A 25990-nucleotide genomic window follows, 5' to 3' on the forward strand; every position below is an offset into this window, starting at 1 on the left:
ACCGGGTGCGTGGTGATCATCGTTGCCGTTCGTTGAAACGATAGGGCGCTGGGCGCAATGCCCGTTGTTTAGTCACCAACAGCATCCCGAGCGAGGCGCCTATCCCCAATGCAAATCCCGTCCAGCCGAACCTCGGCAACGCCAACGCCAGCACCAGACAAAACGCCGCGAACGAATACATCCCGGTAGCTGTAGCCCGCAGCAACGCCGCCGTAAACGCCGGCCCGCGAGTCTGCTGGGAAAATACCGCCATCACACTGCCCAGCACCGGGAATACTGCGAGCAATCCGCTCCAGCGTTCGCCGACGGTGCTGGCCAGCAGCGTCACTGCCAACGTGAGCAGGGCGCCAGCCATCATGCGCAGCAGCAGTTTGTCGGATTTGGGCGCCGGGCCTGAAACGACGGGTTGCACCGAGGGAAACAGGTACGGCGCGGCCAGCAACGCGGTGGCGGCGGCGATCACCGAGAGCGTCAGCGACGGCGGGATCAGCGACAGCACAACAGCCACCGACGCCCAGACCAGCAGCGCCATCGTCAGTGCCCACGACCAGCTCAAGCGTTGTGCGACCTGGGCATACGTCACGCAGAAGGCAATCATCGCGAACATGGCTGAAAGCGCCGCCGTTGCCGCCTGAGCGGCGAACACATGGCCTTGCTCGATGGCGAGGAACAACAGAATCGGCCCGACCACCACCGGCAACCCCGACAGCCAACCGGCCACGCTCGGTCCCCAGCGTTTACCGGCCAGGGAAATCAGCAACAGAAACCCCGGAATCACCAGCAGCTTGAGCATCAGCACGCACGCATCTCCATTTGTGTGTGCCGGTCACGTTAGCATTGCGGGCGATGGATTGCTTAAGGCGGTCTCTGCGCAAGCGTTGAGCGCCTACACCCGGGTGCGCGAAACGTCTAAGCTGCGCGCTCCCACCTGTTGACGGATGCTTGCGTGAAATTCAGTTTGCCCAAAGTCGGCACCGCGCCGTTTTGCCCACCGGAAGTGGCCGGCACGGTTGCCGTTGACCCTGGTGCTTCGTTCTACAAGCGCGTTCTGCGTTTTGCCGGCCCCGGTTTGCTGGTGTCCATCGGCTACATGGACCCGGGCAACTGGGCCACGGCCATCGAGGCCGGTTCGCGGTTTGGCTATAGCCTGTTGTTCGTGGTGTTGCTGGCGAGCATGGCGGGGATGGTGGTGCAGTGTTTGTGCTCGCGTCTGGGTATCGCCACCGGGCGCGACCTGGCGCAGTTGTGCCGGGAGCGCTACAGCACGCGGACCGCACGGACCCAGTGGCTGCTGGCGGAAATTTCGATCATCGCCACCGACCTTGCCGAAGTGCTTGGCTGCGCCTTGGCGTTCCACTTGCTGCTGGGTTGTTCGCTGACGTTTGGCATCGCGCTCACCGCGTTCGACACGTTGCTGGTATTGGCCCTGCAAAATCGCGGCTTTCGTCGGCTGGAGGCGATCATGCTGGTGCTGGTGGGCACTATTGGCGCGTGTTTCTTCGTCGAACTGCTGCTGATCAAACCCTATTGGCCGGATGTCGCTCGCGGTTTCACACCGTCACTTTCGGTGATCGGCGATGCGGCGCCGTTGTACCTGGCCATCGGTATTCTCGGGGCCACGGTGATGCCGCATAACTTGTTCCTGCATACCTCGATCGTGCAGACGCGGATGATCGGCAAAGACCTGGCCAGCAAGCAGGACGCGGTCAAACTGGCGCGCATCGACACCATCGGCTCCCTGGCCCTGGCACTGCTGGTCAACGCGGCGATCCTGATTCTTGCTTCCGCGGCCTTCCACAAGACCGGGCACACCGACGTGGTGGACATCCAGGATGCCTATCACTTGCTCGATCCATTGGTGGGCGGGGCGTTGGCCAGTGTGTTGTTTGGTGTGGCGTTGCTGGCGTCGGGGCAGAGCTCGACCTTCACCGGCACCATCGCGGGCCAAGTGATCATGGAGGGCTACCTGAACCTGCGCTTGCCCTGCTGGCAACGGCGCTTGATCACTCGCGGGCTGGCGCTGATCCCGGCGTTTATCGGCGTGTGGCTGATGGGCGACGGGGCAATCGGCAAACTGCTGGTGTTGAGTCAGGTGGTACTCAGCCTGCAACTGCCGTTCGCGTTGTACCCGTTGATTCGCATGACCAACGATCAGACGCTCATGGGGCCGTTTGTGAATCGGCTGCCAACTCGGGTGTTGGCGTGGGGATTGTTTACGGTAATCAGTGCGGCCAACAGCTGGTTGATTTTGCAGTTTGTGGGCTGAGTCATTCTTTTGATCTTCACCCCCGCTCAAACGCCTCAACCAGATAATCGATAAACACCCGGGTCTTGGCCGGCATCAACGTGCGGCTCGGGTAATACAGCGAGATCGATCCCGCGTCGGCATGCCAGTCCGGCAACAAGCGCAGCAGTTCGCCGTGCTGGATATGGGCGATGACATCGGGCGACACCAGCAGCGTCACACCAAGGCCGAGCAGGGCCGCTTCACGCATGGCGGCAGGGTCATTGAGCACGATGTTTTCACTCAGCTCGGCGCTGGCTTCATTGCCCACGCTATCCCGCATCACCCATTGGCGCACCCGCCCGGTGCGAATGCCGCGCATCACAATGCCGTTGTACTGAGCCAGGTCCGCCGGGCTGCTGGGCAGGGTGCGTCCGGCCATGTACGCCGGTGAGGCCACCGCCACCACATCCGCCGCTGCCAACGTCCGCGAGACGACCCCGGGTGTCAGCTCGAAACCGCCGCCGATGGCGGCGTCATACCCTTCGGCGATCAGATCGACCTGGCGGTTTTCAAAGTGCCATTCCAAGCGAATCAGCGGGTAGCGCGCCAGAAATTCCGGTAACAGCGGCAACACGTGGTCAATGCCGAACGTCGGCGCCAAGCTGACCTTGAGCACCCCCGCCGGCTCCCCGCGATCACTGGACACCGCACTGATCGCCGTCTGCAGCGCCTGCAGATTGTCGCCGATGCTGGCCAGAAAGCGTTCGCCGGCTTCGGTCAGTGACAGCTTGCGGGTCGAGCGCTGGAACAGCCGCACACCGATATTGCGTTCAAGCATCGCCACGTTGCGGCTGACGGCGGCGGGCGTCAGTGCGAGCAACCGTGCGGCGGCGGAGAAGCTGCCGGTTTCAGCGCTGCGCACGAAAGATTCGAGGTTGGCGAGTGTTTCCATCTCAGACACCTGATATTAATACTTGAAGATCATTCAACTAATTACCGTCTAATAAAGTAGTAATGGCAAGCGCAGTATTCACTCCACCAACCTACTACGGAGTGAACACCATGAGCACTATCGGAATCATCGGCGCCGGCGCCATCGGCACAGCCTTCGCCAAAGCATTGTCCCGTCAGGGCATTGAAGTCGTCATCGCCAACAGCCGCGGCCCGGAAACCCTGGCCTCACTGGTGGAAGAACTCGGGCCGACGGCGCGGGCCGGCACCCGTGAAGAAGCGGCCGCGCAGCCGATCGTTCTGGTCGCGGTGAACTGGTCGAAATTGCCAACGGCACTGGCCGGATTGCCGGATTTCGGCGGGCGGATTGTCATCGACGCGAACAATTCGATCGAGGCGCCATCGTTCAAAGCGGTGGATTTGCAGGGCCGTCCGTCCAGTGAAGTGTTTGCCGAATGGGTACCTGGCGCGCGGGTGGTCAAGGCCTTCAATCACCTTCAAGCGCATCTGCTTGAGAGTGATCCGGCGGCGGAGGGTGGGCGGCGAGTGTTGTTTCTTTCTGGTGACGATGCCGAGGCCAAGGCTCAAGTGGCAGCGCTGATCGAGCGATTGGGCTTCTTTGGAATCGATCTGGGCGAACTGAGTGTCGGGGCGCGGCTGGTGCAGTTCCCGGGCGGTCCGTTGCCGGTCTTGAACCTGGTGAAATTTGCCTGAGGGCCAGAGGTTTCCAGCCGTTGTGGTGAGGGGACTTGCCCGCGAAAGCGGTGTGTCAGGCGACATCAATGTTGACTGTGCCGCCGTCGTCGCGGGCAAGCCACGCTCACACAGGTAACCGAGTGCTCTCGGGAGAATGCGGTCACCTGTGGGAGCGAGCCTGCTCACGATGAACGACAACGCGGTCTCGGGCTAGCGCTCGATCGCCAATGCCACGCCCTGACCGCCACCGATGCACAGGGTGGCGAGGCCTTTCTTGGCGTCACGCTTGATCATCTCGTGCAACAAGGTCACCAGCACCCGGCAACCCGAGGCTCCAATCGGATGGCCCAGGGCGATGGCGCCACCGTTGACGTTGATCTTGTTCAGGTCCCATTCCAGGTCCTTGGCCACCGCCAGGGATTGCGCGGCGAAGGCTTCGTTGGCCTCGATCAGCTCCAGTTGATCGATGGACCAGCCGGCCTTGTCCAGGCAACGACGGGTGGCGCTGACCGGGCCGATGCCCATGATCGCCGGGTCGACGCCCGCGTTGGCGTACGCGGCGATTTTCGCCAGCACCGGCAGGCCGAGGGCCTTGGCTTTTGCGGCGCTCATCAGGATCACCGCGGCGGCGCCGTCGTTCAGCGACGAGGCGTTGCCGGCGGTCACCGAGCCGTCCTTCTTGAAGGCCGGTTTCAGCTTGCCCAGGGACTCGGCGGTGGTGCCGGCCCGCGGCTGTTCATCGGTGGCGAAGTCCAGTGGATCGCCCTTGCGCTGGGGGATCAGGATCGGGGTGATTTCATCGACGAAGCGCCCGGCTTCGATGGCGGCCACGGCTTTCTGTTGCGAGGCGGCAGCGAAGGCGTCCTGGGCTTCACGGCTGATGCCGTACTTGTCCACCAGGTTCTCGGCGGTGATGCCCATGTGGTAATCGTTGAACGCATCCCACAAACCGTCGCTGATCATCGTGTCGACGATCTGGCTGTGGCCCATGCGCAGACCGGTGCGGGCGCCCGGCAGCACGTAATTGGCCAGGCTCATGTTTTCCTGGCCACCGGCGATGATCACCTCGGCATCGCCGCAGCGAATCGCCTGCGCCGCCAGGTGCAGCGCTTTGAGGCCCGAGCCGCAGACCTTGTTCAGGGTCATGGCCGGTACGGCGTGAGGCAGGCCGGCCTTGATCGCAGCTTGGCGCGCAGGGTTTTGCCCGGCGCCGGCGGTCAATACCTGGCCCATGATCACTTCATCGACCTGCGCCGGGTCCAGATCGGTTTGCGCCAGCAACTGGCGGATCACCGCAGCACCGAGATCAACCGCGGACACATTGGCCAACGCGCCCTGGAAACTGCCGATGGCAGTGCGAGTGGCAGCAACAATCACAACGTCTTGCATGGACGGATTCCTCACTGGGCAGCGAACTGCATTTCCGGGACGTGGTCAGGCACGATCAGTTTGCCGGCGGTCTTGGCGACGATTTCCTCAACGCTCACGCCTGGTGCGCGTTCCTTGAGAATGAACGCGCCGTTGTGGATTTCCAAGTAGGCCAGGTCAGTCAGTACGCGTTTGATGCAACCGGCGCCGGTCAGCGGCAGGCTGCAGCGGGGCAGCAGTTTCGACTCACCGTCCTTGGAGGCGTGGGTCATGGTGACGATGATGTTGTCCGCACCGGCCACCAGGTCCATCGCGCCGCCCATGCCCTTGACCAGTTTGCCGGGGATCATCCAGGAGGCGATGTTGCCTTCGACGTCCACTTCGAACGCGCCGAGCACGGTCAGGTCAATGTGGCCGCCGCGGATCATCGCGAACGATTCGGCGGAGGAGAAAATCGACGCGCCGATACGCGCGGTCACGGTTTGCTTGCCGGCGTTGATCATGTCGGCGTCGACTTCGGCGTCGGTCGGAAAGGCGCCCATGCCGAGCAGGCCGTTTTCCGATTGCAGCATGACTTCCATGCCTTCGGGGATGTAGTTGGCGACCAGGGTCGGAATGCCGATGCCGAGGTTCACGTAGTAGCCGTCCTGCATTTCGCGGGCGACGCGCTGAGCCATTTGTTCGCGGGAAAGTGCCATTGTTGTTATTCCTTCATTCGGTCCGGGGGCAGGGGATCACTTACGCACGGTGCGCTGTTCGATGCGCTTTTCGAACGTGCCGCAAATGACCCGGTCGACGTAGATGCCAGGGGTGTGGATCTGCGACGGGTCCAGCTCGCCGGGTTCGACGATTTCTTCGACTTCGACCACGGTGATCTTGCCGGCAGTGGCGGCCAGCGGGTTGAAGTTCTGGGCGGTGTGGCGATAGACCACGTTACCGAAATGGTCGGCTTTCCAGCCTTTGACGATGGCGAAGTCACCGGTGATGGATTCTTCCATCAGGTACTGGCGGCCCTTGAACTCGCGCACTTCCTTGCCTTCAGCGACCGGAGTGCCGACGCCGGTGGCGGTGAAGAACGCCGGGATGCCGGCGCCGCCTGCGCGCATTTTCTCGGCGAGGGTGCCTTGAGGGGTCAGGACGACTTCGATTTCGCCTTTAAGCAGTTGGTCTTCGAACAGTTTGTTCTCGCCGACGTAGGAGGCCACCACTTTGCGGATCTGCCGGTCCACCAGCAGCACGCCGAGACCGAACCCATCGACGCCACAGTTGTTGGAGACCACGGTGAGGTCACGGGTGCCCCGGTGCTGGATCTCGGCGATGAGGTTTTCCGGAATCCCGCACAGGCCGAAGCCGCCGGAGATCACGGTCATGCCGTCTTCAAGACCGGCCATCGCTTCCTCATAGGAATACACGCGCTTGTCGAACCCTGCCATATGCACCTCTTTTATTCTTTGTGGGCGGCTGGCTAGCCGGATGGGGAGGGAGTGTCTCGCCACAGGATTTATTTGTTAAGTTGATTTTTAAGGTTGATTGATAGATAAAACTCACCAATGAGTGCGCGCTACGTTGGAGACAGTGGCCATGACCGTTAAACAGATCCGCGCCTTCCTGGCCGTGGCCCAGAGTTTGAGTTTTGCCGTGGCTTGCGAGCGGCTGCACCTGTCCCAGTCGGCGTTGAGCCTGACCATCAAGGCGCTGGAGGAGGGCCTGGGCGGGCGCCTGTTCACCCGCAATACCCGTAACGTTGCGCTGACCGCCGAGGGTGAATCGCTGCTGCCACTGGCCCGTCGGCTGATCGCGGACTGGGACAATGCCGAGGATGAGCTGCGCCAACGCTTCACCCTTCAGCGTGGCCGCGTGACGCTGGCGGCGATGCCGTCGTTTGCCGGCAACCTGCTGCCGCCGATCCTCAAGACTTTCCGCGCGCGTTATCCCAAGGTCAACGTCACGGTGAACGACGTGATCAACGAGCAGGTGTTGGAAATGGTCCGCGACCGCCAGGTGGAATTGGGCGTGGCGTTTGAGCCTACCCAGAGTTCGTCGCTGCAATTTACCCCGTTGTACATCGACCGGTTTGTGGCGGTGGTGCCGCTTGATTCAGCGCTGGCGGACCTGGGCGATATCGATTGGCAGACCCTGCTCAAGGAACCGTTCATTACCTTGCAGCGACCGTCCACGGTGCGGGTAATGCTCGAAGAGCATTTGCAGGCGCGGGGCATGAAATTGCCGGTGGAGTTTGAAAGTCATCAGTTGGCGACGGTCGGGCGGATGGTGGCCAGCGGACTGGGCGTGAGCGCGGTGCCGGCGTTGTGCGCCGGGCAGATGCGCGAGCTGGGCGCGCGTTGCATCACCCTGCGCGACCCGGTGGTGGAACGGGCGATCGGGGTGCTGACGACGGGGCAAGAACTGTCGGCGGCGGCGCAGGCGTTGTTCGATATTCTCAAGGCTGAAAACCTTGGCGAGCGTCTGAGCTGATCACGGTCACCTGTAGGAGCGGGCTCGTGTGGCGAGGGGGCTTGCCCCCGTTGGGGCGCGAAGCACCCCTAAAACCAATCACCGCGATCTTGGATTTAGAACGCGGTGACTGGTTTTACGACTGCTTCGCAGTCGAACGGGGCGATGCGGCGTTCCGACAAGCCCCCTCGCCACACGAGCTCGCTCCCACAGAGATTGGGGTTTCGCCAGTCTGGGTGATGATCCTGGTGTTACTTACGCGCCTCCAGAATCAGGTTGAACGGCGTTTCCGTGGCTCGCCGGAACTGGGTGAACCCCGCCTCGGTGAAGACCTTGCGCAACCGAGCCTCGCCCGCTTGGGCACCGAGCCCGAGGCCGACCTCCTGGGACAGCGAGTTAGGTGTGCAGATAAAGGTCGAGGCGGCGTAGAACAGCCGTCCCACCGGGTTGGTGTTCTCGTCTAGCGTGTCGTTGGCGAAGGGCTCAACCAACAGCACCGTACCGTCGGGTTTGAGCGATTCATAGGCATGCTTTGCGGCGCCGACCGGGTCACCCATGTCGTGCAGGCAGTCGAAATAGCAGATCAGGTCATAGTCGTCGCCCGGATAGCTCTTGGCGTTGCCCTGGAAGAACCGCGCCCGACCGGACACGCCACCTTCTTCGGCGCGCTGGGTGGCGACGGTGATTGAAGGCGCGTGGTAATCGAAACCGACGAACCGCGACTCGGGGAATGCCTGGGCCATGATCACGGTCGAGGCTCCGTGTCCGCAGCCGATGTCCGCCACTTTCGCGCCAGCCTCCAGTTTGGCCACTACCCCGTCGAGCGCCGGCAGCCACTCGCTGACCAGATGCGCTTTGTATCCTGGGCGGAAGAACCGCTCGGTGCCGCTGAACATGCACGGATGGTGATCGCCCCAGGGCAGGGCACCGTTGCCGCGCATGGCGTTGACCAGTTTGTCCTTGTCATGGAAAAACGACGCAACCACCGCCATACCGCCGGCTACATAAACCGGTGAATCTTCGATCGCCAGCGCCAGGGCTTGCTCTTCGGGCAGGCGGAACTGGCCGTCGCGGTGTTCCATGTAACCGGAGGCGGCGTGGGCGCTGAGCCATTCACGCAGCAGGCGGGTGTTGCAGCCGGTCTTCGCGGCGAGTGTTTCGGGGGTGACGGGCTGACTGTCGGCCATGGCCCGGTACAGGCCGAGTTCTTCGCCGAGGATGACGTTGGCGAGCATCGCCGCGCCACCCATGTCGCTCACCAGTTTGCCCATGAAATCATTGAGTCTGGCCTCGTCCATCTTGTGTGCTCCTTCAGCAGGATCACGGCCCGCAGGCATTGTTTGTCGAGGCATGCACCTGTGGGCGGTGATCGTGGGAATGAACAGGACGATAACCGCGTCCTGGCTCCCCCCTACGGGGGTAATCAACAAGTCTAGTTCGTGTATCCCTCTGTATCTGGCTGCCTGTCCGATACAGTGCGCTGAGAAGAGGGGCGTTTGCGCACACAGACCCGACACACCGCGTCGCTTAACTGGACCTGCCGGCCGGCACTGAGCATTCAGGCGCTGGAGACCGGATCCCAGGATGAGATCGACATCATGCAAATTCCCCTCACATCAGCGCCGGCGACCGTCGGGCTAGGCTTGCGCCGCGGTTTGATGAACGACCTGCAAGCGGCCCCGGCGGGCGCTTTTGACTTTCTGGAAGTCGCGCCGGAAAACTGGATCGGCATCGGCGGCGCGCATGGCGCGGCGTTTCGTGCCCTGGCCGAACGTTATCCGTTGTCCTGCCACGGCTTGTCCTTGTCGTTGGGCGGGCCGGCGCCGCTGGACGTAGGCTTTCTGCAAGAAGTGCGGGTTTTCCTCGATCGCTACAAAGTGCCGCTGTACAGCGAACACCTGAGCTACTGCAGCGATGACGGGCATCTTTACGATCTGCTGCCATTGCCGTTTACCGAAGAAGCGGTGCACCACGTCGCCACCCGAATTCGTCAGGCACAGGACATTCTCGGTCGGCGCCTGGCGGTGGAAAACGTCTCCTACTACGCCGCGCCGCAGCAGGACATGGACGAATTGACGTTCACCAACGCAGTGCTGCGCGAAGCCGATTGCGACCTGCTGCTGGACGTCAACAATGTCTACGTCAACTCGATCAATCACGGTTCTGATCCGCAGACGTTTCTGGCGGGCATCGACACGGGGCGGGTAGTCGCAATGCACGTGGCGGGGCATTTCGACGAATCCGACACTCTGAAAATCGACACCCACGGCGCCTCGGTCAAACCGGTGGTCTGGGCTTTGCTGGCCGAGGCGTATGCGCGGTTCGGCGTACAGCCGACGCTGCTTGAACGGGACTTCAATTACCCGGCGTTCTCTGAACTGGTGAGCGAGTTGCAGACCATTCGCCGACTGCAGGAGGAGGCGGACCGTGGATAAACCGACGCTGTATCAGCAGCAAGACACATTGACTCGCTACCTGCGCGACCCCGACCACTGTGCTCCTCCCGTCGGGATGGACGTGGCACGGGCGCAGGTTTATCGCAACCTGGTGTTCTCGAACCTGTCGTCGTTGCTCAGTGGCACCTTTCCGGTGTTGGTGAAGATATTGGGCGACAGTGACTGGCGTGCTCTGGTGCGGATCTTCCTGCGGGACCACCGCGCTCAAACACCAAAATTCGGCGAGATCGCCCAGGAGTTCGTCGAATTCCTCGCCGCTGAACCGCAAGTGTTGAGCGATGGACCGTGGCCGCCGTTCATGGTCGAGCTGGCGCATTACGAATGGGTCGAAATGGCCCTGCAACAATCCGACGCCGAGCCGCTACCCGCCGGTGATGCAGGGCTGCTGCTGGATCGGCCGTTGCAGGTTTCGCCACTGGCCTGGCCGTTGGCCTATGGCTGGCCGGTGCAAAAAGTGGGGCCGGATTATCGGCCGCAAGTGCTACCGACTCAGCCCACGTTACTGTTGGTGCGTCGGGCCGAGGACTGGAGTGTGAATTTTTCCGAACTGAGCCCGTTGGCGTGGCGGTTGTTGCAGCGGATCGGGGAATTTCCTGAGCTCGATGGCCGGGCGCAGTTGGAAGGGCTGGCGGTGGAGGCGGGGATGGCGGGGTCGCAGGCCTTTATCGATAGTGGATTGGCGTTGTTGCGGCAGATGCATGGGGAGGGGGTAATCGGCATAGCGGCCTTTAGTCGCTGCTAATCAGCGAATCGCCCTACATCCATTTCCACCTTTCCTGACTTCTTTCCTGATTGATCCCCCGCAAAGTCCCCGCGCCTAATTTTCTGCGCAAGGGATTGCTTATGTTCGACTCTTTTTCTCCAGTCGCTGCCTGCTTTTCGGTGAGTTGATGGAGCACATCGCCCGTATCGAGCAGGAGCTAGACCGTTTTCCGGACTCCCTGACGCTCTACCGCAAACAGCTTAAGCGTTGGTTCAACCAAACGGCGGACATGGCCAGCCGTGCCGCTGATTTGCCGTCGCTGATGGACATGGAACGCAAAATCAAACTGGGCGATACCAGTAAGTCCGTCAGCAGCAGCGATGACGATTTTTTCTCCAGCGTTGCGCAGTGTCCCGACGGCGGAATTCTGCAGATCGAGAGCAAGTTCGAATCGGTTTACGACATTCCGTTGGGGAATATTCAGGTCGATGTCATTGCGGTGGATGGCGGTAAGTCGACGCCTGTGACGCTCAATGAACGTGGCAAGGGAGAGTTCACCGGTACACCTGGCAAGTTCTACCGCGTTCATGTTCACAACGAAGTCACCCCGGATCAGGTAAATGAGCTGTTTTCCTCGTACGACGGCCTGACGAAGGAGCTCGACAGCTGGCTGCGTGATGAATGGCAGACGTTCAAGCCGAAGTGGTCGGAATCGTCTTCGGTTGCTGTAGGCAATGGAATGCTCGCGGGAAGTTGGGCGGCAATTGAAGGCGTGTGGGACAGCATCAGCCTGCTGTCGGACATTCTCAAGGATCCGGCGAAGTTCGCTGAGCGGTTGGGCAGCGGTGCTGATCAGCTGCGTGAACTGGCGGAAAAATCACCGCAAGTGATGCAAAAAATCCAGCTACTGGCCAGTGACGAAGCGGCGCTGTGCCTGTTGCTACGCAGCGCCAGCCTGTGGCTCGACATGCTGCCACCGAGCGAAATTGCCGGCAAAACCGCTGAAGCGGTGTCGGCGGGCGTGGTGCAGTTGCTGATCGACATCCTGATCGGGATTGTCCTGACGTTCGCCGGGGCGGGTGCCGGCATCGCCTATCTGACGATGCGTTTGGCTGATCGAGCTGCGCAGTTGCTCAGTGCTGTTGTGCGTCTCGTGAAGGCGATTTTCACGATCATCAATAACTTCATCGGCTACGTCGACCGCTACAAAAAAGTCGCCGCGCGCGGTGTTGCGGCGGGCCTGAAAAAAGGCCGGATGCAACTGCGCTGGGATGCCAAACGCAACACCACGCTCAAGCAAAACGAACACCACGACGACTCCCCGGATCAGGCGAAAAACCCCAACGGCGACAGCGCCACCTGTGCACCGTCGACCTGCAAAAATGGCTGCCCGGTATCGATGGTCACCGGCGAAGAACTGCTGACCCTCACCGACGGTGCGCTGGACGGCATCCTGCCGTTCGACTTCACCCGACTCTATCGCACCAGCGCCGCCGAGATCGATGTCGGCCTCGGTTTTGGCTGGAGTCATTCGCTCACCCATCGGCTGGAAATCGACGGCGACCAGGTCATCTGGATCGACCACGAAAACCGCCGCACCACGTTCCCGCTGCCGAGCAGCGAACGCCCGGCGATCCACAACAGCCTGTCACGGGCGGCGATTTACCTCGGCAATGACCCCGAAGAACTGATCCTCGCCCAGGCCGGCGACGACACGCGGTTCTACCACTTTCACCACGGCCGGCTGACCGCGATCAGCGACGCCTACGACAACCGCCTGCGCATCACCCGCGACCGCCAGGAGCGCATCCAGCGCCTCGACAACGGCGCCGGCCGCGCCTTGCTGTTGCGCTACGACCGCGCCCACCTGATCGCCGTCGACTACCAAAGTTTTCGCCCGGCCCAGACCCTTGCCGAGGCCTGGCACACCGAGCAGACGCTGGTCAGTTACCACTACGACGAACGCGATCAGCTGATCGAAGCGAGCAACGCCGCCGGCGAAGGCGAGCGTTACGACTACGACGACCGGCACGTGATTCTGCAGCGGCAACTGGCCGGTGGCGCGAGTTTCTTCTGGGAGTGGGAACGGTCTGGCAAGGCGGCCAGATGTATTCGCCACTGGGCGTCGTTTGCGCAGATGGACACGCGCTATGTCTGGGATGACCAGGGCAGCGTCACGGTCCGGAACATCGACGGCAGCGAAGAGGTTTACGTCCATGACGACCGGGCGCGACTGGTGCGCCGGGTCGAGCTGGACGGCGGCGAACAGCTCAAGGCCTACGACAAGCAGGGCCGGTTGATCGCCGAGCAGGATCCGCTGGGGGCTGTCACCGAATACCGTTATGACGAAGTCGGACGGTTGGTGGCGCTGATTCCGCCGGAAGACGAGCCGACGGCCTACGAGTACCGCCACGGCTTCCTGCATGCGCGCTGTCGCGGTCAGGCGGTGTGGACCTATCGGCGCAATGCTCAGGGTGATGTCACCGAGGCGACCGATCCCGACGGCCAGGTCACCCATTACCACTACGACGCACAAGGCCGCTTGCTGTCGATCCGCTATCCGGACACCAGTCGGCATGTGTTGGTCTGGAATGCCCTGGGGCAGTTGCTCCAAGAGACCTTGCCGGACGGTGGGCAGCGGCGGTTTTCCTACGATGCGCTGGGGCGGCAGATTACCCGTCAGGACGAACACGGTGCCGTTACCCAGTGCCAATGGGATGCCGTCGGCCGACTGGTCCAGACCACATTGCCTACCGGGGCCACGCGCGGGTTCAGCTACAACGCCTACGGCAAGATCACCGCCGAACGCGACGAACTGGGCCGTATCACCCGCTACGAATACGCCGACGATTTGCACCTGGTCAGCCGCCGGATCAATCCCGACGGCACGCAATTGCGCTATCGCTACGACAACGCGCAGCTGCTGCTGACGGAAATCGAGAACGAATCCGGCGAACACTATCGGCTGGACTACACGCCCAGCGGCCTGATCCGCCAGGAAACCGGTTTCGACGGCCGCCGCACTGCCTACGCCTACGACCTCAACGGCCATCTGCTGGAAAAAACCGAGTTCGGCGATGACGACTCGCGGCGGGTAACGGCCTATGAGCGGGATTCGGCCGGGCGCTTGCTGGTCAAAACGCTGCCCGACGGCACCCAGGTCGAATACCGCTACGACTCGTTGGGCCGGCTGACCAGCGTCGACGACGGCCACGATCATCCGCTGGAATTCGAGTACGACCAGCAGGACCGGCTGATCACCGAACATCAGGGCTGGGGCTCCTTGCGTTATGGCTACGACGCCTGCGGCCAGCTCAACCGCCTGCGCCTGCCGGACGGCAGCAAACTCGACTACCGCCACGCCAAGGGCGGTGCGCTGACGGCCATTGACCTCAATGGCGCACGACTGACCTCGCATACGTTCTTCGCCGGTCGCGAACAAAACCGCCAACAGGGCCTGCTACTCAGTGAATATGCCTACGACGACCAGGGCCGTCTGAAGGCCCACGCCGTCAGCCAACAGCAAAAAAGCCTGTACCGCCGCGACTATGCCTACAGCCTCAACGGCAATCTCGACCATATCGCCGACACCCGCCACGGTCAGCGCAGTTACCAGTACGACCCGCTCAACCGCCTGACCCGCGTCCGCCACACCCGCGACGACCCACCGGAAAGCTTCGCCCACGATCCGGCCGGCAACCTGCTGATGCAGGACCGTCCCGGCCCGACGACCGTCAAAGGCAATCGCCTGTTGATGCAAGGCGACCGCCATTACGACTACGACGCTTTCGGCAACCTGATCCGCGAACGCCGCGGCGCCGCACAGAAACTGGTCACCGAGTACCGCTACGACTGCCAGCACCGGCTGATCGGCGTCACCACGCCGGACGGTCGTAGTTCAACTTACCGCTACGACGCCTTCGGCCGCCGCATCGCCAAAACCGTCGACGGTAAAACCATCGAGTTCTTCTGGCAGGGCGACAACCTTGTCACCGAAAGCAGCCGCGAGCACTACCGCAGCTACGTCTACGAACCCGGCACCTTCCGCCCGCTGGCCATGCTCGATGGTAAAGGCCCGAAAACGGCTTGCCCCTTCTACTACCAGCTAGATCACCTCGGCACCCCACAAGAACTGACGGATTTTGGTGGCGAAATCATCTGGTCGGCGAAGTACAACGCCTACGGCAAGGTTACGCACCCGGCACTCGGTGGAGGCGAGCAGCTCGACCAACCATTGCGTTTCCAGGGGCAGTATTTCGACACCGAGAGCGGCCTGCACTACAACCGACATCGGTACTATGATCCGGACGTTGGCCGATACCTGACGCCGGACCCGATCAAGTTGGCGGGCGGGCTGAACCAGTACCAGTACACGCCGAATCCGACGGGGTGGGTTGATCCGTTGGGGTTGAGCGGGAATTGTCCGCCGCCCAATAAGTCAGGGTGTCAGGCGCCGGATGATACGACTGGCGTTAAGGTTGATGAGGGTGAGCCGCCGCTACCGAAGGCTTATACGCACTTTCCAAAGGATCCGAATGAGCTTACGGAAGCGCTAGGCGTTCAACCCAAAGTTTCGCAGACAAAGCATGGAAGCCAAAGAATGGAATGGCGACCTAATGCAGATACAAGCATAAGATTTGAAAGTCATCCTGGAGATGCTGGGCCCTTTAATGCCAGGCATCACGGGGAGCACTATCATCTTGAACTCAAACCTAGTCACTTAAGTTGGAGTCAAGCGGATAAGAAAAAAGCTGTAATAAAGGTCAAGCCTGAGGGCTATCAACTAGGACACGGAACCGGTTTCACTGCCGGTGAAAAACATCCAGGTACTTCAAAATGACAGAGTTTCCGGTTTCAGACGGCACAATCGAAAAGATAACCTGCGAGCACGACAGTTTGTGCATAGAGTTCCTGGATTGGCAGGAGGAACTTTGGGAAATTACCTTTGAACACGTTTTAGGGGTCAAGTCTCTTGGGGCGGTGGGTACAGAGGTTTCAGAGATGTTTCTGGAGAATGCTACTTCCCTGTCACAGGAGTTGATTTTGATTGATGCCTCGGAAATCGGGACTAGTTACTGCTTCACCTCTGCTCGTGACAATAATGTTGTTTTGACGATAGTAGCTAGTGGTTATGCGGCTAAGAAAATTATTTGAGCACATCAGACTAGGCGCTGTTTAAATCTCTCGGGATAACTGCGAAATTTCTGGGCAAGGTCTTCGGACGTTTCCTTCAAGTTGTAGCGGTTTTCGTGAACTGGTGGACGATGGGGTATAGGGATAGTCTTTCGCTGTCACCGCGGAAGTGGTGGCAGGGTGTAGGAGCCCTCTCTCATGGTGCAACAGCTTTGTCGTTTGATTGCGGCACTTAATGTGTGTCCGTAAGATCGTTCGCGGCGGCTGTGCGCGGGACACGCTTCGGCGTGGCCGAGGTTCATGAGTGCTCGGTACTCCTACTCCTGCGCATGGCTGCCACCCAAACCTGTAGGAGGGTGCGTTGGCAGCTCATATTCATACTCATGGAAATTACAAATGACGACGCTAACGCCAGATCTACCCTACGAAAAACCAATCCCCCACCCCAACAACCGCTTCATGGCCCTCACCGGCAACTGCACCGACATGCCCACCCTGTTCGTCGATACCCACGCGCCGATCGATGTTTTGTATGACACTGCCAGCTATCGAATTCGCGCAGTCACTCAGGTGCTTGAGAACATGTCGATGCGCGGTTCAGTCGAGTGCGAATCCTTCATTCTCAGTGATTTTGCTTTGCTCTGTGCCATTCCATTGCGCGATGGCTGCGATGTGCTGGATGTGGTGGGGCGGCGGTTGCGGGCCCGGCCTTCGGAATAACGTCGAGTGGCTTTTGTGGCGAGGGAGCTTGCTCCCGTTGGGCTGCGCAGCAGTCGTAAACCGAATTCTGCGGTGTGTCTGGCTAATCCGTGGTGTAGGTTTTGGGGCTGCTGCGCAGCCCAGCGGGAGCAAGCTCCCTCGCCACAAGGGCCTGACTGCACACAATCCCCCAAACACCACACCTACATTGGATGGGCGGTGCTTATTGGGGCTTCGGTAACTTGAGCTCCGCACACAACCCACCATCCACGCGATTGCTCAAGGTCAGCGCCCCGCCAATCGCCAGCGCCAATTGCTGGGCAATCGCCAACCCCAAGCCGGTCCCGCCGGTGCTGCGATTACGCGAATTCTCCACGCGGTAGAACGGCTGCATCACCTGGGCCAATTGCTCTTCGGCAATCCCCGGCCCTCGGTCCATGACCTTCACCGACAAGCTGCCGTCGGCCTTCGTTTCCACCCACAACTCAGCCGCGCCAGCGAATTTCAACGCGTTGTCTACCAGGTTAACCAGCACTCGCCGCAAGGCATGGGGCCGGGTGTCGATCACTGCGGCGCTTTTGCCGCCCAGCTGCACGTCTTTGCCCATGTCCTGATAGTCGAACACCAGGCTGTCGAGGAACGAATCCAGATCGGTGCGGCGACTTTCCTCGGTGGCGCCATGGATACTGCGGGCGTAGGCCACGCCTTCGCGCACCAGGTGTTCCATCTCGCCGAGGTCGTTCCACAGTTTGTCTTTTTCACTGGAGTCGTCCATGAATTCGGCACGCAGTTTCATGCGCGTGATCGGGGTCTGCAGGTCGTGGGAAATCGCCGCCAACAGTTGCATGCGTTCCTTGAGATACGCCGCGATACGCGCTTGCATGGCATTGAATGCCCTGGCGGCGTAGGCGACTTCGGTCGGGCCTTTTTCATCGAGGTGCACGGCATGAGCGTTGGGGTCGAGGGTTTCCACCGCTTGGGCCAGACGGGTGAGCGGGCGGATGGCGATTCTCACGGCCAGCCAGGTGCAGGCGATCAGCAGCGCCAGTTGCCCCAGCAATACCGCCGGCAACCACGGCGACAACGGTACCATCGCGGGTCGCACGTCGATCGTGACGGGGCTGCCGTCCTTCAATTTCAGGTGGGCCTGGAAGTGTTTCTTCGGACCGGGGATGTCGGTAAAAGTCAGCGGATACTCATGGCCGATGGCGTCCTGAATCGAGGGGACTGCAATCGGCACATCGCTGGGCGCCATCGGTGTGCCGGGTGAACCTTCATTCAGCAGATAACCATAGTTGGTGCGTTCCAGGCGCTGCAACCAATTCGCGCGCTCGTCGGCCGGCAAGCGGTCGAGGATGGCGAGGGACGTCGAGACGTCGGTTTCCAGATTGCCCAACATCGTATTTTTCGCACTTTCATAACGCTCGTAGTACTGCGCGCCAAAGGACAGCGCCTGGGCGAGGATCAGGCCGATCAGGAAAATCAGCGACAGCCGCGAGGCCAGCGTGCGGGGCCAGTGCAGCGCAAGGTTCATGACGGCGCACCGAGCACTTCCACCGGCAGGGAAAACACATAGCCTTCGCTGCGTACGGTCTTGATGTAGGCCGGTTCCCGGGCGTCGTCGAGCAGGCGCTGACGCAAGCGGCTGACCAGCAAATCGATGGAGCGGTCAAACAGATCGGCGTCGCGACCTTGAGTCAGGTTGAGCAACTGGTCGCGATTGAGCACCCGCTGAGGATGATCGAGGAACACCCGCAGCAAACGATATTCCGCGCCGCTGAGGGCGACCATGGTGCCGTCCTGGTCCAGCAGATGCCGGGCCGAGGTGTCCAGGCGCCAGCGACCGAACCCCAGCAGGCGACCGCTTTCGGTGATCACCAGATTCGGCGGCAGCATCCGCGTGCGGCGCAGCACGGCGTTGATCCGGGCGAGCAGTTCGCGGGCGGCGAACGGTTTGACCAGGTAGTCGTCGGCGCCCATTTCCAGGCCGATGATGCGGTCGGTTTCATCGTTGCGCGCGGTGAGCATCAGCACCGGCGTGGCCTTGTGTTTGCCGGCGCGCAGCTCACGGCAGAGCAGCAGGCCATCGTCGCCCGGCATCATGATGTCGAGCACGATCAGGTCCACCGGCGTGGTCTCCAGAAACGCGCGCATCTGCCGTCCATCTGCCACCACGGTGGTGCGCAGGCCGTTCTTCTTCAGGTAATTGCCTACCAGTTCCCGGATCTCGCGGTCATCGTCCACGATGAGAATGTGATCGACGTGTTCCATGGTCGCCATGCCTCTTGAGTAGGAGTTTTCGCGCAGTCTACCGAGTCAAGGCTCGCTCGCCCGCAGCGGTTTGTATTGCAGTGTATCTGGCCTGTCGGCGGATACACGGGGACGCAAAAACAGCCGGTTTCAGGGGGTTTGTATCGCTGTGTATCGCCGGCCGGTGCTGATACAAAGCAATTTACTCGCGCCTGTTCCAGACACAGACGGGATACCTCTCGGGCTTCTAATGGCTTCCATCGAGGCAAACCCAAACCGCCTCGGCCCCATCAACGATTTGGCAACGATTGACCCATTGAAGCCCCGAGGAAACCACCATGAATACCAAAGCCGTCTACGCCGCCTGCCTGTTTGCCGCCCTGAACATCTGCACCTTGTCGGCCCGGGCCGAAGCCAATGTCACCCCGCAAACCTACACCTATGGCACGCACCTGGACATCCAGAAAGTGCTGTCGATGAAAGAGGACGCCACGCCTTCCTGCGGGATTGTGAATGCGCGGATGACCTACCTGGATTCCCAAGGCAAAACCCAGGCCCTTGATTACCGCAAATTCGCTGACAACTGCAACGAAGACAACTGAGTCCTTTGCTCACCCGTTATCAATCCCTTTTTTGAAACAGGAATAACTCCATGAACAACGTCACCCGCTTTTTGACCGCCATCGTCTTTTCCGTAGCCGGCGTCGCCGCGCATGCCAACGCGGCTGTTGAACAGAGCAGCTGTGGCAGCAGCACCTGCTTCCAACTGACGCCGCTGGTGGCTGAGGATGGTTCCAGCCGCACACCGCAGGGGCAATTGCTTGCAGAGAACGGTTACAGCCGGACGCCACAGGGCCAGCAGTTGGAAAACCAGATGGCTTGAAGCCAGGCACTGTTCTGATGAACTCAATATTCCCAGTGTGGGAGCAGGCTCGCTCCCACATCGGACTCGTATATTCAAGGTGATCCCCATGTTTCTCATCGCATTCCTGGGCGGCATTTTGACCGTCCTCAGCCCCTGCATCCTCCCGGTCGTGCCGTTTCTGTTTGCCGGTGTTAAACGCACACGCACCTCGATCCTGCTCACCCTCGGTGGCATGGCCCTGACCTTCGCCCTGATCTCCAGCCTGGCCGTGGTCAGCAGCGATTGGGTGATACAAGCCAACAACACCGGCCGCCATGTGGCGCTGATCGTGATGGTGCTGTTTGCGCTGTCGCTGATCTCCGCGCGCATCGGCGGCTGGCTGGCGCGGCCGTTCGTGTTGCTGGGCAATCGCCTCGACCCCAACACTCGCAAAATGTCCGGCCCGCTGGGCTCGGTGATGATTGGCGTCGCCACCGGTCTGCTCTGGGCTCCGTGTGCCGGGCCGATCCTCGGGGTGATCCTCACCGGCGCCATGCTGCAAGGCGCCAACGCTCAGACCAGTCTGCTGCTGGTGGCGTATGGCCTGGGCAGCGCGTTGTCACTGGGCACCTTGATCTTCGCCGGTCGCGGCCTGGTCAATCGCTTGAAACCGTCGATTCCGGTCACCGGTTGGCTGCGTCGCGGCGCCGGTGCCGGGGTGTTGGTCGCGGCGGCGGTCATTGCCACCGGAACCGATAACAGACTGCTCGCCGGCACCTCCTCCGAAGGTGTTACCTCGGTGGAACAGCAGGTGCTGGAAACCGTGCCGAAAGTGGTCGATTACCTGGTCAGCAAGGTCAAGGCCGACCCGATGGACGCGGCCAAAGGTGCGATGCCGTCACTCTCCGGCGCGGTCGAATGGCTCAACTCGCCAGCGCTGAGCAACGACTCCCTGCGCGGCAAGGTGGTGCTGGTGGATTTCTGGACCTATGACTGCATCAACTGCCAGCACACCTTGCCCTACGTGAAGGACTGGGCGAAAAAATATGAAAAGGACGGCCTGGTGGTGATCGGCGTGCACACCCCGGAATACGGTTACGAACGCATCCTCGACAACGTTCGCGATCAGGTGAAAAAACTCGGTATCACCTACCCGGTGGCGATCGACAACAACTACGCGATCTGGCGCGCCTTCGACAACCAATACTGGCCGGCTCACTACCTGATCGATGCCAAGGGGCAGGTGCGTTACAGCCACTTCGGCGAGGGTCGCTACGAGACTCAGGAGCAGATGATCCGGCAGCTGTTGGAAGAGGCCAAGACGCCTGCTGCGTAACACGTTTCGGTAAAGCAAGCCGACCTGTTAATCCAGCGTTACAGATGCATGACCATGCATCGGAGATCGTTGCATTTCGTGAGTCTGCCGGACGACCGGGCAGGACGGATACCTGTCCGGCAGCTTTAGTTTGTGGACGGGGTCACTTGCGATCCTGCCATCACAATCATGAAAGGGAGAGGGTTATGCCTAAGTTCATTATTGAACGCGAGCTTCCGGGAGCCGGCGCACTGGCGCAACAGGAACTCAAAGCGATCTCGCAAAAATCCTGCGATGTGTTGCGCGGGTTGGGGCCGCAAGTGCAATGGCAGCAGAGTTACGTCACGGGCGACAAGATTTATTGCGTGTACATCGCGCCGAGCGAGGAGCTCATCAGGGAGCATGCCAAACAAGGTGGCTTTCCGATCAACAGCGTTTCCCGAGTCATGAGCATCATCGACCCCACCACGGCGGAGTAAGCCGAGACCCGTTCCAACCCGCAGCGGAGCAGACTTCATGAGCACACCCATTGATCTCACCGCCCTGAAAAACCGTCAGATGACTGCGTGGGCCAGCGGCGACTACGCCGTGATCGGCACCACTTTACAGATCGTCGGCGAACAACTGGCTGAAGCCTGCGACCTGCTCTGCGATGAGCTCGTGCTGGACGTCGCTGCGGGCAACGGTAATGCCACGCTTGCCGCTGCGCGCCGGGGTTGTAAGGTCACGTCCACCGACTATGTGGCCAAGCTGCTTGAGCGTGGCGAAGACCGGGCACGGGCGGAACACCTGAACGTGACCTTTCAGGTGGCCGACGCCGAGGCGCTACCTTTCGAGGACGCCAGTTTCGATGCCGTGCTCTCGACCTTTGGGGTGATGTTTACCCCGGATCAGCCAAAGGCTGCCGCGGAATTGGCGCGGGTGTGCCGCCCGGGAGGCCGGATAGGCCTTGCCAACTGGACGCCTGAAGGCTTCGTCGGGCAGATGTTCAAGGTGCTGGGGCGCCACATGCCGCCACCCGCCGGGGCTCAGCCGCCTTCCAACTGGGGCTCCGAAGCGTGGTTGCACTCACAGTTCGACCAGCGCGACTTTCTGCTCCAGGTCACACGGCGGTTGTTCAACTTCCGCTACCGCTCGGCCGCTCATTTCATCGACACCTTCCGCACCTGGTATGGCCCGGTTCACAAGGCCTTTGCGACCCTGCCGCCTGAAGGGGCCGCCGCCCTGGAAAACGACCTGACGGAACTGCTCAATCGCCTGAACCGAGCGGGGGAGAGGTCGCTGGTGGTGCCAAGCGAATACCTGGAGGTGGTGATCACCCGGCGCTGAGTCGAGAACACAAAATCCCCGTGTGCGCGACCCCTGTGGCGAGGGGGCGCGCCCACAAAGGTATGTGCACAATTTGGTATTCAGCCGTTGCAGTCACTCATCCAGTGACTCGGTGTACACCACCCACACGCTGCATGGCATTTTGTACAGCACATGCTCCACCGTGCTGCCGATCAACCGGCCCATGCCGCGATGGCCGATCCGGCCCATGACGATCACATCCACATCATGGGTCTCGGTGTAGTGGGTCAGTACCTTGGTGGGGTTGCCCATGATCATGTGCCGCTGCTCCGGCGCGATGCCGTTGCGCGCGGCCAGTTCGTTGAAGGCATTCTCCTGGAGGTCGAACAGGGTCTTGACCTGGTCCGAAGAGAAAAGCGCCGAACCGTTGTAGAAGTTGAACTCATCCGCGCTGATGGATGAAAGGTCATAGGCGTAGACCACATTGAGTTCGGCATTGCAGGCGCTCGCCAGTTTTGAGGCTTCGTGAAGGATCCGGTCGTTGAAACTGTTGTATTGATCATCGCGGTGAAACGGGTCGATCGCCGCGACGATCTTGCGCGGCAACGCGCGAGTGGCATGGCTGACGAAATGCAGCGGCACCGGGCATTCACGCAACAAATGCACGTCGAGGGGGGTAAACACCAGCCGCGACAGCCGCGATGGATGATCCAGCGCCTTGATCAGTACGTCCATCGGCTGCTCTTTGAGGTGAATCAGGATCTCCTCCAGCGGATTCTCGACCCAGGCCACCTCGGTGGTGACGTTCACACCTATCTTGCGCAAGGGGTGGGCCTGTTCTTCAAGCCACTGGCGGTGGCGCTCGACATAGCCCAAGCGCATCTGCTCCATGGCCTTTTCGTTGACCAGGCTGGCGGTCGCCAGGCCTTCCAGATAGTCGAAGGCCACGATGTGCAGGGCCGCCCCCTCGGCCTTGGCCAGCATCGCGGCCCGGTCGAAGGCGGGGCTGTGTTCCATCAGCGGTGAGGCGACCAGCATGAAGCGCGGTTGACCAGACATGACAAACCTCCCGTGGGTAAGCGAGCAGACGGTGGTCGTTCGATACATCTCAATCCTTTGATTATTGACCATGATCAGTCTAAGGGGCGTCTGGTCGCTCGAATGGGCCTGCTCGCGATGCGACTTCAAGCGTTTTCCAAAGGTCGCGCATCGTCGGGTTTTGATTGGCGATCGAACAATACGAACGTATCTCCAGCCGGGTCTTCCACTCATCGCCGCCGGCCAGCACCAATTGCCCTCGCTCCAGCTCATCGGTCACGGCGCTCAAGGGCAACCAGGCAACGCCGTAGCCCTCGATCGCCATTCTCATCAGCAACATGGCCATGTCCGCCTCAAAGCAACGATCAAGCACGCAAGCCGTCGGCGCATTCTTGATGACGATATCGGCCACGCGCCCCAAAAAGGTGGTCGCGGTATACGCCAGGTGCGGCACTGGCTTGGCGGCCGTCCCCGGTAGCCGATGCAAGGGTTTGCCGTTCTTGTCCGGCGCGCACAGCGGAACAAACGAATCGTGCCCCAGGGTCAAACTGCCGAACTTCTCGGGGGCGAGCTGGATCGGGGCGAGGGGATGGTGGTAGACGATCATCAAATCGCAGCTACCTTCCTCCAGCGCAATCACCGCATCGTGGATATTCGCCGCCACCACGCGAGCATTGAAGGGCTCATTCTGCTGTTGAAACTGGGTGAGCCACTTAGGCAGAAATGTCATTGAAAGACTGTGCCCGGCGGTGACCTGAATCGAGCGCCCCGGCATTCTTTCTCCTTCGCGAAGAGCCAGTCGCAATTGCAGCAACGCCGACAAAGCCTCGCGCCCCTCTTCACAAAAGCTGCGGCCCGCTTGAGTCAGTTGGACAGGATAGGTGCCGCGATCCACCAGTTCGGCTCCCACCCATTCCTCAAGTGAACGAATGCGCCGAGACAGCGCGGACTGCGTGACGCAACGCACTTCGGCGGCGCGAGAAAAGTTCTTCCATTCGGCAATTGCCAGAAGATCGTCCAACCATTTGGTTTGCATGCTGGCTCCTCATCGCGTCTCTGGCGAAGAGTTTACTGCGGTGCAATGGAGCCATTGAGGGTATTTCGCAAACTATTCCAAAAACGCATCACCCTATGGTGATTACTCATCATCCCGCGCCAATGGCGTCCTTAGAATCGGTGCTGTAGCCCCGCTGCCGCAAAGCATCGGGTCATTCCAGTCTTGTCTTCTGCCAAGTAAAAAAAGCTACAACATCACTTGAGGAAAGCACCGTGAAAAAAAGTAATTTACCCCGCCAGATCGCGATCGGCATCGCGATGGGCGTCATCGTAGGTTGGGCTTGCCATCATTTTTCAGCGGATGAGAAAGCCGCCAAAGAAATCGCCTCTTACTTCTCAATGGTGACGGACATTTTCCTGCGCTTGATCAAGATGATCATCGCACCTTTGGTTTTCGCCACATTGGTCGGCGGTATTGCCAGCATGGGCAATTCCCGATCGGTAGGACGGATCGGGGCGAGGGCGATGGCCTGGTTCGTTTCCGCTTCAGTGATTTCGTTGTTGATCGGCATGTTGCTGGTGAACCTTTTCCAGCCAGGCGCAGGCCTGGATCTTCAGGCGACTCAGGCCGGCGCGGCACCGATAGCGGTAAACACGGGGGACTTCAGCCTCAAGGTGTTCATCAGCCACGTATTCCCTCGCAGCATTGCTGAAGCCATGGCCAACAACGAGATTCTGCAAATTGTAGTGTTCTCGCTGTTCTTCGGTTTCGCGTTGGCAGGTGTCAAGCGCGCCGGCTACACAAAGATCACCGACAACATTGAAGAGCTGGCGAAGGTGATGTTCAAGATCACCGACTATGTCATGGCGCTTGCACCGATCGGTGTCTTTGCCGCCATCGCTTCGGCCATCACCACCCAAGGTCTCGGGTTGCTGGTCGATTACGGAAAACTGATTGCCGAGTTCTACCTGGGCATTGTGATTCTGTGGGGCGTGTTGTTCGCTGCTGGCTACCTGTTTCTGGGGCGTTCGGTATTTACGCTGGGCAAGTTGATCCGAGAACCCGTGCTGTTGGCATTCTCGACGGCCAGCAGTGAGTCCGCCTATCCAAAAACCATGGAGGCGCTGGAGAAGTTCGGCGCACCGAAGCGCGTATCCAGCTTCGTACTTCCACTGGGGTATTCATTCAATCTCGACGGTTCGATGATGTATCAAGCCTTCGCGATCATGTTCATTGCCCAGGCTTACAACGTTGACTTGAGCCTCACACAGCAACTTCTCATCTTGTTGACGCTGATGGTGACCAGCAAGGGCATGGCAGGTGTAGCCCGGGCTTCGGTGGTTGTCGTCGCGGCGACGTTGCCCATGTTCAATCTGCCGGAAGCGGGCATTTTGCTGATCCTCGGCATCGATCAATTCCTCGATATGGCCAGGACTGCCACCAACGTGGTGGGCAATAGCATCGCAACGGCAGTGGTCGCTAAATCGGAGCCTTGCGAGGAGTCGGACGACGTCCCTCAAACCGAGGCATCCCCACATCCTGTTCGCACTGTAGCCACTGCCTGAGAGT

General features: G+C 60.6%; 24 protein-coding genes. 14 read left to right on the forward strand and 10 right to left on the reverse strand.

All coding sequences use genetic code 11. The features are described 5' to 3' along the window. Positions 1–16: 16 nt before the first annotated feature. Positions 17–799 (reverse strand): hypothetical protein, encoded by a 783-nt coding sequence (locus tag ACEN9A_RS09820; protein WP_258673325.1) that lies wholly within the window; start codon positions 797–799, stop codon positions 17–19. Positions 800–946: 147 nt separating this feature from the next. Between ACEN9A_RS09820 and ACEN9A_RS09825 the strand changes: the two genes are divergently transcribed. Continuing rightward, a complete protein-coding gene (locus ACEN9A_RS09825) occupies positions 947–2266 on the forward strand; it encodes an Nramp family divalent metal transporter (protein ID WP_086945471.1) in 1320 nt (439 codons plus the stop codon). A 16-nt stretch (positions 2267–2282) separates the two neighbouring features. Here ACEN9A_RS09825 and ACEN9A_RS09830 read toward each other — a convergent pair whose 3' ends face one another. Next, positions 2283–3179 (reverse strand): LysR family transcriptional regulator, encoded by an 897-nt coding sequence (locus ACEN9A_RS09830; protein ID WP_258673326.1) that lies wholly within the window; start codon positions 3177–3179, stop codon positions 2283–2285. A gap of 110 nt (positions 3180–3289) precedes the next feature. Here ACEN9A_RS09830 and ACEN9A_RS09835 point away from each other — a divergent pair, with 110 nt between their 5' ends. After that, positions 3290–3892: an NADPH-dependent F420 reductase gene (locus tag ACEN9A_RS09835; RefSeq protein WP_018928066.1), complete on the forward strand. Its 603-nt coding sequence runs from the start codon at positions 3290–3292 to the stop codon at positions 3890–3892. 192 nt (positions 3893–4084) lie between these two features. Here ACEN9A_RS09835 and ACEN9A_RS09840 read toward each other — a convergent pair whose 3' ends face one another. From ACEN9A_RS09840 to ACEN9A_RS09850, 3 genes are read right to left on the reverse strand one after another with little or no spacing between them, the layout of a single operon-like run. Next, positions 4085–5263, reverse strand: a complete 1179-nt coding sequence (locus ACEN9A_RS09840; RefSeq protein WP_258673329.1) for an acetyl-CoA C-acetyltransferase — start codon at positions 5261–5263, stop codon at positions 4085–4087. Positions 5264–5274: 11 nt separating this feature from the next. Next, positions 5275–5940: a CoA transferase subunit B gene (locus ACEN9A_RS09845; RefSeq protein ID WP_018928064.1), complete on the reverse strand. Its 666-nt coding sequence runs from the start codon at positions 5938–5940 to the stop codon at positions 5275–5277. 36 nt (positions 5941–5976) lie between these two features. After that, entirely contained in the window at positions 5977–6675 is a 699-nt protein-coding gene (locus ACEN9A_RS09850; protein WP_018928063.1) for a CoA transferase subunit A, read from the reverse strand. A 148-nt stretch (positions 6676–6823) separates the two neighbouring features. Between ACEN9A_RS09850 and ACEN9A_RS09855 the strand changes: the two genes are divergently transcribed. After that, positions 6824–7717 (forward strand): LysR family transcriptional regulator, encoded by an 894-nt coding sequence (locus ACEN9A_RS09855; RefSeq protein ID WP_258673331.1) that lies wholly within the window; start codon positions 6824–6826, stop codon positions 7715–7717. Positions 7718–7947: 230 nt separating this feature from the next. Here ACEN9A_RS09855 and ACEN9A_RS09860 read toward each other — a convergent pair whose 3' ends face one another. Beyond that, entirely contained in the window at positions 7948–8994 is a 1047-nt protein-coding gene (locus ACEN9A_RS09860; protein WP_064617006.1) for a class I SAM-dependent methyltransferase, read from the reverse strand. Between the two features lie 300 nt (positions 8995–9294). On the opposite strand from ACEN9A_RS09860, the gene ACEN9A_RS09865 reads away from it, so the two are divergent. The 5 genes from ACEN9A_RS09865 (at position 9295) to ACEN9A_RS09885 (ending at position 16708) form a co-directional block, all read left to right on the forward strand. Further along, the gene (locus ACEN9A_RS09865; protein WP_258674164.1) at positions 9295–10131 is read left to right on the forward strand and encodes an HvfB family MNIO-type RiPP peptide maturase; all 837 of its coding nucleotides are present in this window, start codon (positions 9295–9297) and stop codon (positions 10129–10131) included. Beyond that, positions 10124–10894, forward strand: a complete 771-nt coding sequence (locus ACEN9A_RS09870) for an HvfC family RiPP maturation protein (protein ID WP_258673333.1) — start codon at positions 10124–10126, stop codon at positions 10892–10894. The genes ACEN9A_RS09865 and ACEN9A_RS09870 overlap by 8 nt, the downstream gene beginning before the upstream one ends. A 148-nt stretch (positions 10895–11042) precedes the next feature. After that, positions 11043–15695 carry an RHS repeat protein gene (locus ACEN9A_RS09875; RefSeq protein ID WP_258673335.1) on the forward strand — a complete coding sequence of 1551 codons (4653 nt, stop codon included), beginning with the start codon at positions 11043–11045 and terminating at the stop codon, positions 15693–15695. After that, entirely contained in the window at positions 15692–16009 is a 318-nt protein-coding gene (locus ACEN9A_RS09880) for a hypothetical protein (protein ID WP_019649308.1), read from the forward strand. The genes ACEN9A_RS09875 and ACEN9A_RS09880 overlap by 4 nt, the downstream gene beginning before the upstream one ends. A 375-nt stretch (positions 16010–16384) precedes the next feature. Beyond that, entirely contained in the window at positions 16385–16708 is a 324-nt protein-coding gene (locus ACEN9A_RS09885) for a hypothetical protein (protein ID WP_258673338.1), read from the forward strand. 202 nt (positions 16709–16910) lie between these two features. On the opposite strand, the gene ACEN9A_RS09890 is transcribed toward ACEN9A_RS09885, so the two are convergent. Both ACEN9A_RS09890 and ACEN9A_RS09895 read right to left on the reverse strand, forming a co-directional pair. Then, on the reverse strand, positions 16911–18221 hold the full coding sequence (locus ACEN9A_RS09890) for an ATP-binding protein (protein WP_258673342.1): 1311 nt from the start codon (positions 18219–18221) through the stop codon (positions 16911–16913). Then, a complete protein-coding gene (locus ACEN9A_RS09895) occupies positions 18218–18958 on the reverse strand; it encodes a response regulator (protein WP_026345826.1) in 741 nt (246 codons plus the stop codon). Before ACEN9A_RS09895 ends, ACEN9A_RS09890 begins: the two co-directional genes overlap by 4 nt. A 317-nt stretch (positions 18959–19275) precedes the next feature. Here ACEN9A_RS09895 and ACEN9A_RS09900 point away from each other — a divergent pair, with 317 nt between their 5' ends. The 5 genes from ACEN9A_RS09900 to ACEN9A_RS09920 all read left to right on the forward strand — a co-directional run bounded on the left by ACEN9A_RS09900 (position 19276) and on the right by ACEN9A_RS09920 (position 22425). Further along, positions 19276–19539, forward strand: a complete 264-nt coding sequence (locus ACEN9A_RS09900) for a DUF2790 domain-containing protein (RefSeq protein WP_019649304.1) — start codon at positions 19276–19278, stop codon at positions 19537–19539. 50 nt (positions 19540–19589) lie between these two features. Next, positions 19590–19820, forward strand: a complete 231-nt coding sequence (locus ACEN9A_RS09905; RefSeq protein ID WP_086945476.1) for a hypothetical protein — start codon at positions 19590–19592, stop codon at positions 19818–19820. An 88-nt stretch (positions 19821–19908) separates the two neighbouring features. Then, positions 19909–21117 carry a cytochrome c biogenesis protein DipZ gene (locus ACEN9A_RS09910; RefSeq protein WP_258673348.1) on the forward strand — a complete coding sequence of 403 codons (1209 nt, stop codon included), beginning with the start codon at positions 19909–19911 and terminating at the stop codon, positions 21115–21117. A gap of 185 nt (positions 21118–21302) precedes the next feature. Then, a complete protein-coding gene (locus tag ACEN9A_RS09915; RefSeq protein ID WP_258673350.1) occupies positions 21303–21575 on the forward strand; it encodes a DUF4242 domain-containing protein in 273 nt (90 codons plus the stop codon). Positions 21576–21612: 37 nt separating this feature from the next. Next, positions 21613–22425: a class I SAM-dependent methyltransferase gene (locus tag ACEN9A_RS09920; protein ID WP_019649300.1), complete on the forward strand. Its 813-nt coding sequence runs from the start codon at positions 21613–21615 to the stop codon at positions 22423–22425. A gap of 93 nt (positions 22426–22518) precedes the next feature. On the opposite strand, the gene ACEN9A_RS09925 is transcribed toward ACEN9A_RS09920, so the two are convergent. Both ACEN9A_RS09925 and ACEN9A_RS09930 read right to left on the reverse strand, forming a co-directional pair. Further along, positions 22519–23445 carry a universal stress protein gene (locus ACEN9A_RS09925; RefSeq protein WP_019649299.1) on the reverse strand — a complete coding sequence of 309 codons (927 nt, stop codon included), beginning with the start codon at positions 23443–23445 and terminating at the stop codon, positions 22519–22521. Between the two features lie 79 nt (positions 23446–23524). Next, complete coding sequence (locus ACEN9A_RS09930) at positions 23525–24460, reverse strand: LysR substrate-binding domain-containing protein (RefSeq protein ID WP_258673354.1); 936 nt, start codon at positions 24458–24460, stop codon at positions 23525–23527. A 233-nt stretch (positions 24461–24693) separates the two neighbouring features. Between ACEN9A_RS09930 and ACEN9A_RS09935 the strand changes: the two genes are divergently transcribed. Further along, on the forward strand, positions 24694–25986 hold the full coding sequence (locus ACEN9A_RS09935; protein WP_019649297.1) for a dicarboxylate/amino acid:cation symporter: 1293 nt from the start codon (positions 24694–24696) through the stop codon (positions 25984–25986). The last annotated feature ends 4 nt before the right edge of the window (positions 25987–25990 follow it).

The sequence above is a fragment of the Pseudomonas sp. Pseusp18 genome, assembly GCF_059506005.1.

Excerpts from the sequence above, each read along its gene's own strand:
- ACEN9A_RS09830 (WP_258673326.1), bottom strand. The coding sequence starts at position 3,179 with ATGGAAACACTCGCCAACCTCGAATCTTTCGTGCGCAGCGCTGAAACC.
- ACEN9A_RS09835 (WP_018928066.1), top strand. The coding sequence starts at position 3,290 with ATGAGCACTATCGGAATCATCGGCGCCGGCGCCATCGGCACAGCCTTC.
- ACEN9A_RS09840 (WP_258673329.1), bottom strand. The coding sequence starts at position 5,263 with ATGCAAGACGTTGTGATTGTTGCTGCCACTCGCACTGCCATCGGCAGT.
- ACEN9A_RS09845 (WP_018928064.1), bottom strand. The coding sequence starts at position 5,940 with ATGGCACTTTCCCGCGAACAAATGGCTCAGCGCGTCGCCCGCGAAATG.
- ACEN9A_RS09850 (WP_018928063.1), bottom strand. The coding sequence starts at position 6,675 with ATGGCAGGGTTCGACAAGCGCGTGTATTCCTATGAGGAAGCGATGGCC.
- ACEN9A_RS09855 (WP_258673331.1), top strand. The coding sequence starts at position 6,824 with ATGACCGTTAAACAGATCCGCGCCTTCCTGGCCGTGGCCCAGAGTTTG.
- ACEN9A_RS09860 (WP_064617006.1), bottom strand. The coding sequence starts at position 8,994 with ATGGACGAGGCCAGACTCAATGATTTCATGGGCAAACTGGTGAGCGAC.
- ACEN9A_RS09865 (WP_258674164.1), top strand. The coding sequence starts at position 9,295 with ATGCAAATTCCCCTCACATCAGCGCCGGCGACCGTCGGGCTAGGCTTG.
- ACEN9A_RS09875 (WP_258673335.1), top strand. The coding sequence starts at position 11,043 with ATGGAGCACATCGCCCGTATCGAGCAGGAGCTAGACCGTTTTCCGGAC.
- ACEN9A_RS09880 (WP_019649308.1), top strand. The coding sequence starts at position 15,692 with ATGACAGAGTTTCCGGTTTCAGACGGCACAATCGAAAAGATAACCTGC.
- ACEN9A_RS09885 (WP_258673338.1), top strand. The coding sequence starts at position 16,385 with ATGACGACGCTAACGCCAGATCTACCCTACGAAAAACCAATCCCCCAC.
- ACEN9A_RS09890 (WP_258673342.1), bottom strand. The coding sequence starts at position 18,221 with ATGAACCTTGCGCTGCACTGGCCCCGCACGCTGGCCTCGCGGCTGTCG.
- ACEN9A_RS09895 (WP_026345826.1), bottom strand. The coding sequence starts at position 18,958 with ATGGAACACGTCGATCACATTCTCATCGTGGACGATGACCGCGAGATC.
- ACEN9A_RS09900 (WP_019649304.1), top strand. The coding sequence starts at position 19,276 with ATGAATACCAAAGCCGTCTACGCCGCCTGCCTGTTTGCCGCCCTGAAC.
- ACEN9A_RS09905 (WP_086945476.1), top strand. The coding sequence starts at position 19,590 with ATGAACAACGTCACCCGCTTTTTGACCGCCATCGTCTTTTCCGTAGCC.
- ACEN9A_RS09910 (WP_258673348.1), top strand. The coding sequence starts at position 19,909 with ATGTTTCTCATCGCATTCCTGGGCGGCATTTTGACCGTCCTCAGCCCC.
- ACEN9A_RS09915 (WP_258673350.1), top strand. The coding sequence starts at position 21,303 with ATGCCTAAGTTCATTATTGAACGCGAGCTTCCGGGAGCCGGCGCACTG.
- ACEN9A_RS09920 (WP_019649300.1), top strand. The coding sequence starts at position 21,613 with ATGAGCACACCCATTGATCTCACCGCCCTGAAAAACCGTCAGATGACT.
- ACEN9A_RS09925 (WP_019649299.1), bottom strand. The coding sequence starts at position 23,445 with ATGTCTGGTCAACCGCGCTTCATGCTGGTCGCCTCACCGCTGATGGAA.
- ACEN9A_RS09930 (WP_258673354.1), bottom strand. The coding sequence starts at position 24,460 with ATGCAAACCAAATGGTTGGACGATCTTCTGGCAATTGCCGAATGGAAG.